Consider the following 11,500-nt stretch of genomic DNA (forward strand, 5'->3'; position numbering starts at 1 on the left):
ATCCAAAACTTATGCCAGCACAGCGTTTCGCCATCATCAATGGTGATGACTTTGGTTTCTCAGAAGGAGTTAATCAAGCAATTATCAAAGCACACAACGAAGGAGTGCTAACTAGTACCAGCCTGATGGTGAGCGCTGATGCTGCAAAAGAGGCTGTCACCTTGGCAAAGTCCAATCCAAATCTGGCTGTTGGACTACATCTTGTGTTGATATGTGGACGTTCTGTCCTACCACCAGAGCAAATTCCCCATTTAGTTGACAAACAAGGTAACTTTTCCAACAGTCCATTTTTTGCCGGGTTGCGCTATCAATTTGTCAAGGAAACCCATCAAGAACTGCGTCAAGAAATTCGCGCTCAGTTAGAAAAATACCGTTCTACTGGTTTGCCTCTCTCTCACGTAGATGGGCATTTGCATTTGCATATACATCCGGTAGTCTTGCGTATTTTAGTTGACTTGGCACCAGAATTTGATATTAAAGTTATTCGTCTTCCCAGTGAGGAACTGGGAATGACCTTGAGAGTTAATCGCAGTCATCTACTGACAAAGCTAGTTTGGTCAGGAGTATTTGGCAGACTACGCCGCTATGGTGAGAAGCTGCTAGAATCCCAAGGCATTGGCTTTACTCAAAAAGTTTATGGTTTATTGCAAACTAGTGGCATTACAGAGGAATATTTACTTGGATTGATACCCCAAATTCAGGCAAACTTGGTAGAGATTTACTCTCATCCAGCGATGCCTACTGCGGGCAACTCTTGGAGAGACTACGCCAACGCAATTCACGACGATTCTTTAAATGAAGAATTAGTGACAGGTGAAGCAGAACTGGCTGCGTTGTTAAGTAGTAAGGTACGCGAAGCGCTCCTGAGTAATGGCTTTGAAATTACCAACCACCATCTCCTATCCCAACGTACCATCTCAGGGAAATCCAAGAAATAAATTATCCAATATTGTGGGGTGGGCAACATGAGCGCCCAGTCTATAATATGGCTCTTGTGTCGCCCACCCCACAAGAGTTTATTGGATATTTTTTATTTTTCAGTGCCTAAATTTTATTTTCCAAAAATTTTAATTAATGATAATTAATCCTAAAACTATCCTTACTTAATTCAGATAGTTTCGGAAATAATTAAGCCAGCTAAAAATATTTCGTGAAAATTTAAAAGTAAAATTTCCCTAAAGTAATCACTTTGTCATCCCAATTTCATTTAACCTACATAAAAAAATCTTAAACTTATCGGCAAGGAATCTAGAAAATGCTAATATTAGCCGCCTGCTAATCAATGTTTATGTTTGTATCTACCTTCTTAACAAATATTCATCCGCTTTTCATTGATTTATTACTAGTTTTATGCGTTTCATCGGTCTGGTTTTATTGCTATGCAATTTATGCAGCAATCACTTTTTTTGCTGATCCCCAGCCAATTGATCTAGAGTTCCATCCACCTGTTAGTATCCTCAAACCCATTTGTGGACTTGATAGTGATACTTATAAAAACCTAGCCTCCTTTTGTCAGCAGAACTATCCAGAATATCAAATCATCTTTGCAGTACAAAACTCCCAAGACCCTTGCATAGAGGTTGTAGAGAAAATCATTCACAATTTTTCAGATTTGGATATTTTGCTGATTGTAAGCGATCGCGTCATTGGTACAAACCTCAAAGTTAGCAACTTGGCCAATGCCGCAGACAAAGCTAAATACGAAATTCTAGTCCTTGCGGATAGTGACATCCGAGTTGGAAGAGACTATTTGCAGAGAGTTGTCCAGCCATTACAAGACGAAAGCGTGGGTGTAGTCACCTGTATGTATCGCTCTTTAGCTAAAGGATGGATATCGACATTAGAGGCTATTACTACTACGACTGAGTTTCATGCTGGAGTTTTTGTCAGTAATCTGAAGGAAAATGGTGTAAAATATGCTTTTGGTTCCACCATTGTCATCCCTAAAAAAGTACTAAAAGCTATTGGTGGATTTGAAGCGATCGCTGATTATCTGGCAGATGATTTTCAACTAGGGTATCTACCTGTACAAGCCGGTTACAAAGTTGTACTTTCCGACTACATAGTTGAACATGTACAGATAAGCAACAACTTAGTTGATGCTCTCAGGCGACAGATTCGTTGGGCACGTGGTAAACGAGTTTCTCGTCCTTGGGGTTATCTAGGACTTATTTTTACCTATGGTGTCGTCACCAGCTTGCTGCTACTGATTGCTACTGATGGTTCAATAGTAGGATGGTTAGGACTATGTATCTGTTGGGCAACAAGATTACTAATGGCTTGGATCGTTGGTACTATTAGTTTGAAAGATCCAATAGTCAAAAAATTTCTGTGGCTTGTTCCTGGGTGCGACTTATTAAGCTTTGTGATTTGGTTTTTTGGCTTTATTGGCAACACTATAGAGTGGCGGGGGCAGCAGCTAAAACTAACTAAAGATGGAAAGCTATTATTACAAGAAGATAAAAATTATCAATTATCAATTAAGGTTTTGACTAGTTAGTTATAGCAGTTCCCAGCCTCCAGGCTGGGAACCAGTTAGGGCAAAGCTTATAGCTGTTATTAGTGCCATTCTCTCAAGCTCAATATGCTGTCTTCCAATCAAATCCAAAAGGTTTTTTCTTTCTTTGTATGAAACCACCCTGGTCAATACTTCTCGGGTTTTGCATTTTTAACTCGGAATCGGGTTTGGGGTAAAGGGTAAGGGTTAAAAATTTTTCTTTCCCTTTTCCCTTTCCCCCTTTCCCCTTTACCGAGAAGTATTGCCACCCTGGTAGCGTTGCCAAGGGGAGGGGAAACAATGAAAGGGTCGAATCCCCTATGATGTAGTAGTGCTGAACTAAAATCCAGTATTATTGTCTTAAATTCTTGCTCTCTCTGGTCGTAGCATTAACACCCTTTGTTTAACGGAGGGACTTTAAGCTTTCAGTTTTCTCCACTAAGAAATCAGTGAAGATACTCATAATAGTGCGCTTACGTAATTTCACATTAGCATTAATAGACATCCCTGATTGCAATGGAATTTGACGCTGATTAATCAGTAACTTCTGCCCATTTAGACGGACTTTTGCTGAAAAACGCCAGAAATTATAAACTTGGTCTGGAGGTAGGGCATCAGAGCCGATCTCAATTAGTTCGCCTTTGATATCACCATACTCTTGGAAGGGAAAGGAATCAATTCTCACATCCACTTGTTGCCCTTCTTTGACAAAGCCGATGTCGCGGTTGGTAATGTATACTTTCGCAACTAAGTTATCACTAGGAACGAGTTTTAAGAGCGGTTCGCTGGAATTAACTACAAATCCTGCTGTTTTGGCTTTGAGTTCAAAGACAGTTCCATCTACGGGTGCAATAATTTTCTGATATCTCAGGGTTTGTTTAGCTTGAACCAACTTACTATCAAACTCTCCAATCTGACTATTAATTTCATAGATGCGTTTTTGATTATCTACAATTACTTTGGTTAATTGGCTGTCAATTCCGGCAATGTTTTTGTCGTTCTCTGTAATTTTGCCTAGTAATTCTTCTTGAGACACTGCCGCAGTATTGCGAAGTTTTTCATTTGACTGAGCGATCGCTAATTGTAATCGTTGCTGTTCCCGATTCAACCGAATCACTTCAGCTTGTTTACTGCTGACATCTTGCTGTTGTTTTAAGTATTGTACCTCGGAGATAGCCCCCTGCTGCGCTAGAGGTTCAAACTTGTGGAGGATTTTTTGATTAATTTCCAACAACTCTTTTGCACTAGCTAACTGCGCTTGAGTCTGAAAAAATTGCTGTTGCGTCTGTCCCGTTTCTAAATTAGCTGTGGCTAAACGCGATTTTAATTCTATTTGGCGATTTCGCAAGCGTAACTGTTGCTCTGTTGTGAGAGTACTGCCAGCAGTCGCACCATTTAACTGTGTCCGGTACAATTGGTTTTCGGCAACAATGGCAGCTCGACTTTTGGTCAACAAGGCTAGTTCTGGTTTAATTTTCAACAGAGCCGCTTGCTCTGCTACTTCTTGTAGTGATATTTCCCCTTGAAGCTGACGGCGATAGAAGTCATTTTCTTGTTCTAGCGCCTTTTTGGAAAGCAACTGAGCAGCCCGACTTTGCTTTAATGAAATTACCTCTGCCTCAGAAGTACTTTTTTCGAGACTAATAAGTGTTTCACCTTTTTTGACTTGCTGGCCATCTTTAATTAGAAGTTCCTTGACAACACCATTAACTGGAGCTTGAACTTCTTTGACTGCACCCTGCGGTTCTAACTTGCCAGTAGCATGAATTGATTCTTCAATTTGGAACACAGAGGCCCAAATTACTGTAAAGGCGCTAACTCCAATAATAGTCCAGGCGATCGCTCGTGACCAACCAGGAGTCTGTTGTAAAAGTACTGGTTGATCGAATTTGTATTGAATATTCATAATTAATTAAGTGGGGAATCGGGTATGGAGAAGAGACAAGGTAGATAAGGGAGACAAGGGAAAGACTTGTTTAATAATTTTCCCTTGTCCCCTCATCTTTTCCACTCAGCACTCTTGATTCAGCACTGAGCATTAAATTTGTGTTTCTTGTTGCTGATATAGACAGTAGTAATAACCTTTGAGCGCCATCAATTCTTCATGAGTACCCTGTTCTACTACAGCACCTTGATCCATCATCAAAATGATATCGGCATGGCGAATTGTGCTGAGGCGGTGGGTAATGAAAAATACTGTTTTCCCTTGAAAAGCTGTCGCCAAGTTGCGGCAGACCTGGCCTTCAGCATTGTAATCTAGGGCACTAGTAGCTTCATCAAGGATCAGTAATTGCGGATTTTGCAGGACTGTACGAGCGATCGCTACTCGTTGGCGTTGTCCCCCAGACAATCCTGAACCTCGTTCGCCCACACGAGTGTTATAGCCACTGGGTAAAGACATAATAAAGTCGTGAGCATAAGCTATCTTGGCGGCGGCAATAATTTCCTCATCGGTAGCATCAGGATACCCCAAGGCAATATTTTCACGAACTGTTCCATCAAATAGGAGAGTATCTTGTAATACCATGCCAATTTGACGACGTAATGAATAAAGTTCAACTTTATTGATGTCGTAGCTATCAATCAAGATTTTGCCAGACTTGGGTTCGTAAAGTCGGGGTAATAATTTTAGTAGTGTACTTTTACCAGAGCCACTTTGACCAACAATTCCGATAAAGCAGCCAGCAGGAAAATCTAAATTAATATTACATAGTTGCATCGGCCCATTTTCACGGAAACTGAAGCTGAGATTTTCAAAGCGGACATGACCTTGAATACTGGGCATGAGGATGTTTTGAGAGTTACCGATTTCTGTTTCTTGGGGAGCGTCTAAAATATCAGCTAGGCGTTGCAGAGATAGAGCAGTTTCTTGGAAGTTCTGCCAAAGTTGCATTAGGCGCAACAAGGGACTGGTGACATAACCAGCAAGGATGCGGAAAGCGATAAGTTGTCCTAAGGTAAGTTGCTGATTGAGGACGAGAAAAGCTCCCACCCACAGCACTAACATACTGGAAAATTTGTTGAGGAAATTGCTAATAGAACTGGCGGTAGTTTGAGTAGAGACTGTTTTGAAACCAGCGCTAATGTAACGAGCATAGCGTTCTTGCCATTGCCAACGCGATCGCATTTCTAAATTTTGCGCTTTGACTGTCTGGATTCCCCCCATCACTTCCACAAGATAAGATTGCGTCTCGGCATTACATTCTGCTTTCTCTTGCAATTGTCGCCGCATCAAAGGGGATACCATCAAGTTAAGCAAGCCAAACAGTGGTACTGTTGCCAAAGCAACTAATGTCAACACTGGGCTATAAATTGCCATCACTACAATGTAGACTACAGAAAACACCGCATCCATCACCACAGTGAGAGCTGTACCAGTCAAGAAAGAACGGATGTTTTCTAATTCGTGAATTCGTGTTGCCAATTCCCCTACAGGACGGCGTTCAAAGTAAGATAAAGGCAGACGCAACAGGTGATTAATCACCTCAGAACCAAGGGCGAGGTCAATTCGGTTAGTAGTATCTGTAAATAAATGAGTGCGGACAGTGGTTAGTACTGCTTCAATGATTGCGACTACCACCAAAAAGATGCCGAAAACTTCCAAAGTATCAGGACTGTTGCCAACCAATACTTTGTCAATAATTACCTGTGTGGCAAGAGGATTTACCAGCCCAAATAGTTGAATAACAATAGAAGCAATTAGTACTTCAATTAATACTTTGCGGTAGCGTCGTAGTGAGGGTATAAACCAATTTAAACTAAACCGTGCCTGGGGAGTGTTTTTGGTGGTTTGTAACAGCAGGACTTCTCCTTCAGCCCCCCAATTTTCTGCAAAGTCTCTTAATTTGTAACGCAGTAGTCCCATCTCTGGAACAGCAATTAGTAACTCTTGATTGCTATTTTTATAAATGATGGCAAAACTATCTTGCCAAGCAATCATTACTGGTAGTTGCAAGTGGCCGACTGCGGTGGCGGGAACTTTTACCAGCTGTGTTGTCAAACCCATTAACTCGGCAGCGGCGGCGCAAAATTGCAGAGATATAACGCCCTTAAGTTCCTGCTGCTTTGTCAACACCCGTTGCAGTGTATCTCGGCGCAAGGGGATATTAAAGTATTGGCTCAACATTTGGAAGCAAGCGAGGGAAGCATCTAGCGGCCCTCTACCCCGGATATAAGGATACTTCTTTTGTTTACCTTTAGTTACTGGTTCTTCTGTGACAATAATTTCTGAGGCGTAGGGAATCTCAGCAGGTAAAAATGTTTTTGGTGTGGGGGCGAGATTATCTGCAAATATTGACTTGGGTAATCCCACCAAACGCATATTTGTATTAAATTTCAGTTTGGGATTGATATCATCTAACTCTAAATGACTCCCCATAGGGAACTCAGGATCAAAATTACTGCTAACTAACCACAAAAACTCTGAGTCTAACTGCTGGTGAAAAGCTTTACGTCCAGGGATTGTTTGAATGATAGCAGCTTCAGTTGCAGTCTGGGCAAGCTTAATTAGATTCTTGCTACCATCTGCGCGACGGCTGAGTTCTTCGGTGAGTAATTCGTATACTTCTAAAAGGGTAATTTTATTTTGCAATGCTTGGACAAAACTCTCTTCCTGCTTGAGTAACGCCAGAAAACTAGCAATGGGTAGATTGAGAGTGATAACTTCAGTAGAAGCGATCGCAGTTTCACACGCAATACCCCGCACATGACTTACCCAACCCAAAACCTCTCCTGATGAGAGTAACTTCAGTGTCGCCGGATTTGGTGTTTGGGAATTATAACTTAATAAACGCGCTTGTCCTTGGTAAATAATGCTAATTTTATCAGGCATAGCTTCCCGTGCCACTATTACCTGACCGATGCGGTAGCGGAAGAATTGCACATTGTTGAGCAAATTTTCTAAAACATTTGGTGGCAGATAACTAAAAGGAAATAAATCAGCAAGAAAATCTTGAATATCAACCGTTGTATTTGTCATTATTCTGCACCCATTTTATTAATTTCTCTTTTTTATTTGCCCTTTACTCTATGCAGCTTCTTCCGCTTGTGCTGCTTTGGTATTGATTCCCATCCAGATTTTTTCTTCTGGTGAAAGTTGACTAAGTTGCTGTTGAAACCACTTTTCAAAATTTTCTTGCAGCAATCGTTGGCGCATAAAATCGTCCAACTGTGCAGCGATAAACTTTTCCACACGTACAATTATCCATGAGTCGCCAAAGGCTACAGGCGCTTGGACTACACCCTCTTGACTTGTGGAAAGTAACTGAGCGAAATTGGGGTTGATAGCCCCAAGTTCTACTGGGCCGACGATGCCATTTGTATTAGCTTCTGGCCCTTGCGAATATTGACGTGCCAGTTCAGGAAATGACTGTTCTCCTTCGTTAATGCGGAAGAATAATTCGTTAGCAGTTCCTCGATGTTCAGTGCGAATCAAAGAATAAATGACTTTATCAAAATGTCTTTTGTATTTGAGAAAGTAAGATTCTAGTTGATGTCCCCAAGTTGCTTGTTTGAACTTTTCTACTCTGAGCTTGCGAGTTGCAAAAAGTTCTAATTGTTCTTGATTCAAACCGTAACGTAAGCACCAATCTTGGATTTTTTGCTGGGTTGTCAAATCCCAATGCTGATAAAATTGCTCTAATGCATGAGATATTTCTGCCCTTGTGCAGGTGATGGGTGCGATCGCAGATTCGATAATACTCTGAGACAACAATTGCGGAATCAGGTTGTAACTAGCCAAAAAGGGAATAATTTCTGTAGGCAAAGGGGTGCTGCAACTACGCCCGTCGTAAACATCACTTATTTTTAAAGCTGTCGTCATAATTGAATACTATTTTGTTGAAATATTTGACAAGTGCAGCTATAATATTCGCCAAGCGGTAAGTTTAGTTTTAACTATCTACCGTTTGCATCATTTGCATACCCTTGAAAATATTGCCGTACAATACTTTCAAGTACTACTCGCCACTTCGGATGCTTAAAATTAAGCAAAAGAGGTGGTGAAGTAGTAAAAACATTCGAGCGTCGCGTCTTTATTCTGACTCCTGAATTCTGACTTCTGAATTCTTCTTTAACTAGAATGTGGAATAAAAGCGGCAAAGTTCAGGTATGATTCTCTGCCGCTTGCATCATTTGCATACCCTTGAAAGCATTGCCGTACAATACTTTCAATTCTTAATCACCACTGCCAATGCCTAAACTTAAGCAAAGGGGGTGTTGAACTGATCGAAAGTCACAGTATAGGGAGTACTACCAGAGAATTGATTGACCTGCAAGTAATAGTTACCAGATAGGGTAATGTTGGAAATCAATTCTGATGTATTACCACCCCTAATAGAGCGTGCAACTTCTTCTCCAGGATCGACAATCTGATTATTGTTAGAGTCCCGAATCAGTCGGATATCAGCATCGGCGCTAAGTCCAGTCAAGCTAATATTTACACCCTTAAAAAATCCTAAAGAGAAGCTGTAAACATCTGCGGTGTTATTGTTATTGATGTTACCAAAACGGGTAACATCACTTGTCAGATTACCAACTACAAATTCCTTCGGCAGAAGATTGCTGTAATCAAATGTCGAAGTAGGTGTAGTTGCAGACAAGTCTAAATCGTAAAAAACAGCACCGTTACTACCTGGAGCAAAGCGTTGTACTTCGGCAAAATAAGTACCTGCGTTAGCTCTAACGTTAATTGAGTCATCAACGTTACTTCCCTTACGAGAATTGGTAACAAATCCAAATGCTCTGTCAGTAGCATCTAGTATACCGTTACCGTTAACATCGCGAAAAAGTGTCAAATCAGCATCATCGCCAGCGGTAATGTTGTTGAGAGACAAGTTGATGTTTCTGGTGCTGCCAATTGAGAACCTAAAGACATCTGTGGGATCTCCTGCATTGACATTGAAGCCATTGAAGGAACGAGCCGAGCTACCTAATGTACCAAGAAATTGAGTACTCATTATTTTTCCTTTAGATTTTGATTGTGTTTGGTCAAATTCAGGTATCTTGGGGTCTTTAAAGGTGTAAACCTTTAGATTTGAACTGACATTTACTTAACTGGAGTGGCTGAGGGTTTTATGCAAACAAGGGAATAAAATTTTATTGTTTGCATTCAAGCCTTAGCTGTTTCCTTTTATGCTTGCCGCGTTCATAACCTGTTGTTTAACCATAGATATAAAATAAGCTCTTGTTTCAAGAAACACAGCATGAAAAAGACTTCAATAGTTAGGTGTTTGAAATAAAATTCTCAGGGCTTGGTATGATTTAGTCATAAAAAGTCTTATTTAGTAAGCTGCTGATTCAATGTCTGACTGGAAACATTAGCCCCTAGTTAGCAATTCTCATACTCTGCATGGAAACGAGAGAACAATGGGAAATCGAGCTTTTTTTGGAATTGTGTGTACACCATAGCCTCTTATATCTAGTTAGGCAAATAACTTACGAGTCGTGATGCGTAAAGTCGTCTGTCTTTAGGTGGCGGATATAGGACTCATATTTGATTTCTGAAATACACGTTGTGGCGTGGCAAGACTTAATGCACACATTAAGTCTTGCCACGCCACTACAGCTAGCTACTTTATACTTATTCATATATATTGAATTTTTCTCACCGACTTACTTGTATCAGGATGTTGGGTTACGCAAAGCCTCCACCCAACCTACAATTTTTTTGCTTAAAGTTTTGTGGATGCGATGCCTACGACGGGCTATGTCTACGCAACTCATTAGCCTTAAAGTGGTAACGACAACTTATTGTGGAGTTGCGGACAAGAGACGATGAATGCTGTAATCAATTTATTACTTTTTTTACTGCCGATTCTGAGTAGCCTTTGGATTAGCCAAACTTTCAACCCTCTATCCTCTTATCAGCCTCTCCAGGTTATAGATGGGGCCGCGTTATATAAAAAACAATTAACCAATGGTAACGAAGCATATTTACAAATTATCGATCTCCGCAAAATGCACATAGACCAAATTACCGGAGAGGTAGATGATATGGGTCTAAATGAGGGCAAATATTATAAAGGTGAAGGTGGACATTACAGCCCTTTTTTCCAAAATAAGTTGTTTTCTGAAGTAACAGACGAATATAAGAAACTTTACGCAAACAACGTTTTTTCTATGATTAATTGTTCTTTCTTTGAGCAATACCAATCTAGTACTCAATTATCCTTTCCGATCAAACTCAATGGTGTTGTCATCACTGGTGGTACTAGCCCTTATGGCCCAATCAAGGAACCAAAAGATAAATATTATAGTAATATTCGCCTCAAAACCTTAGTCTGGGATAATCAGCAGGCATACATTACCGATTACAATCCGGTTAGTGGTGCGCCTCTGAACCAAAAAGCAGTAAAGAATGCGATTGTTACTTACCAATACAGCGATCATCCGGCGAAAGTATTAGCCCAAAACCAAGCGAATAAATATCAACTCATCGGTACTCTCAACAAAGATGGTGTTAAGGGTGACGAGTTGTTGGCGATTATGACGGTGAACCAGGCAACTCTGGACGAAGGAGCCGATTTATTACGTAAATTAGGGGTTAAAGGCGATATCATTACCATTGATGGCGGCAAATCAACTTATCTATTCAATTCTCAACAGGGAGACATTATTGTTCCCCAATTGTCTAATCTGCAAGAAAATCCTACTTTCCGACATCTACCTCATTATCTGGGATTCCGTAAGAAAAGCAAAAATCAGGTCGCACCAAAGATTTTGATTACTCAGCCAGTGAAGAAAGTACTTCCAAAGAAAGATCAGCCTTATTTAATATTGTGGCGGGATAATTTTGATGGCGATGTCTCGATTAAGTTGTACGATGGGAACAAACTTATCCAAAACATTTCTTCCCGTACTGCTAGCGATGGAGTTTATGAGTGGATACCAGGTATTGATCTAAAAGAAGGCTATTTTGTTCGTATTTCTAGCTGGAAAGACCGGAATATTTTCGGGCAGTTACAATTATAATTTAGCGGTACGGGAAAATGCAAGGGATAACTA

7 protein-coding genes are annotated in these 11,500 nt (G+C 40.6%); 3 read left to right on the forward strand and 4 right to left on the reverse strand.

What is annotated here, in order from left to right; genetic code table 11:
* Positions 1 to 11 precede the first annotated feature (11 nt).
* Positions 12 to 938, forward strand: coding sequence for a hopanoid biosynthesis-associated protein HpnK (hpnK, locus tag FD723_RS08360; RefSeq protein WP_179064911.1), 927 nt, complete (start codon positions 12 to 14; stop codon positions 936 to 938).
* 350 nt (positions 939 to 1,288) lie between these two features.
* The gene (hpnI, locus tag FD723_RS08365) at positions 1,289 to 2,500 is read left to right on the forward strand and encodes a bacteriohopanetetrol glucosamine biosynthesis glycosyltransferase HpnI (protein WP_179064912.1); all 1,212 of its coding nucleotides are present in this window, start codon (positions 1,289 to 1,291) and stop codon (positions 2,498 to 2,500) included.
* A gap of 400 nt (positions 2,501 to 2,900) precedes the next feature.
* On the opposite strand, the gene FD723_RS08370 is transcribed toward hpnI, so the two are convergent.
* The 4 genes from FD723_RS08370 to FD723_RS08385 form a co-directional block, all read right to left on the reverse strand.
* Complete coding sequence (locus tag FD723_RS08370; protein ID WP_179064913.1) at positions 2,901 to 4,403, reverse strand: HlyD family efflux transporter periplasmic adaptor subunit; 1,503 nt, start codon at positions 4,401 to 4,403, stop codon at positions 2,901 to 2,903.
* A gap of 132 nt (positions 4,404 to 4,535) precedes the next feature.
* Positions 4,536 to 7,475, reverse strand: coding sequence for a peptidase domain-containing ABC transporter (locus FD723_RS08375; RefSeq protein ID WP_179064914.1), 2,940 nt, complete (start codon positions 7,473 to 7,475; stop codon positions 4,536 to 4,538).
* A 48-nt stretch (positions 7,476 to 7,523) separates the two neighbouring features.
* Positions 7,524 to 8,318, reverse strand: a complete 795-nt coding sequence (locus tag FD723_RS08380; RefSeq protein WP_179064915.1) for a peptidylprolyl isomerase — start codon at positions 8,316 to 8,318, stop codon at positions 7,524 to 7,526.
* 379 nt (positions 8,319 to 8,697) lie between these two features.
* Positions 8,698 to 9,453 (reverse strand): PPC domain-containing protein, encoded by a 756-nt coding sequence (locus FD723_RS08385; protein ID WP_179064916.1) that lies wholly within the window; start codon positions 9,451 to 9,453, stop codon positions 8,698 to 8,700.
* A gap of 817 nt (positions 9,454 to 10,270) precedes the next feature.
* Between FD723_RS08385 and FD723_RS08390 the strand changes: the two genes are divergently transcribed.
* Complete coding sequence (locus FD723_RS08390; protein WP_179064917.1) at positions 10,271 to 11,467, forward strand: hypothetical protein; 1,197 nt, start codon at positions 10,271 to 10,273, stop codon at positions 11,465 to 11,467.
* Positions 11,468 to 11,500 lie beyond the last annotated feature (33 nt).

This window comes from Nostoc sp. C052 (assembly GCF_013393905.1).
GTDB lineage: Bacteria > Cyanobacteriota > Cyanobacteriia > Cyanobacteriales > Nostocaceae > Nostoc.

Excerpts from the sequence above, each read along its gene's own strand:
- hpnK (WP_179064911.1), top strand. The coding sequence starts at position 12 with ATGCCAGCACAGCGTTTCGCCATCATCAATGGTGATGACTTTGGTTTC.
- hpnI (WP_179064912.1), top strand. The coding sequence starts at position 1,289 with ATGTTTGTATCTACCTTCTTAACAAATATTCATCCGCTTTTCATTGAT.
- FD723_RS08370 (WP_179064913.1), bottom strand. The coding sequence starts at position 4,403 with ATGAATATTCAATACAAATTCGATCAACCAGTACTTTTACAACAGACT.
- FD723_RS08375 (WP_179064914.1), bottom strand. The coding sequence starts at position 7,475 with ATGACAAATACAACGGTTGATATTCAAGATTTTCTTGCTGATTTATTT.
- FD723_RS08380 (WP_179064915.1), bottom strand. The coding sequence starts at position 8,318 with ATGACGACAGCTTTAAAAATAAGTGATGTTTACGACGGGCGTAGTTGC.
- FD723_RS08385 (WP_179064916.1), bottom strand. The coding sequence starts at position 9,453 with ATGAGTACTCAATTTCTTGGTACATTAGGTAGCTCGGCTCGTTCCTTC.
- FD723_RS08390 (WP_179064917.1), top strand. The coding sequence starts at position 10,271 with ATGAATGCTGTAATCAATTTATTACTTTTTTTACTGCCGATTCTGAGT.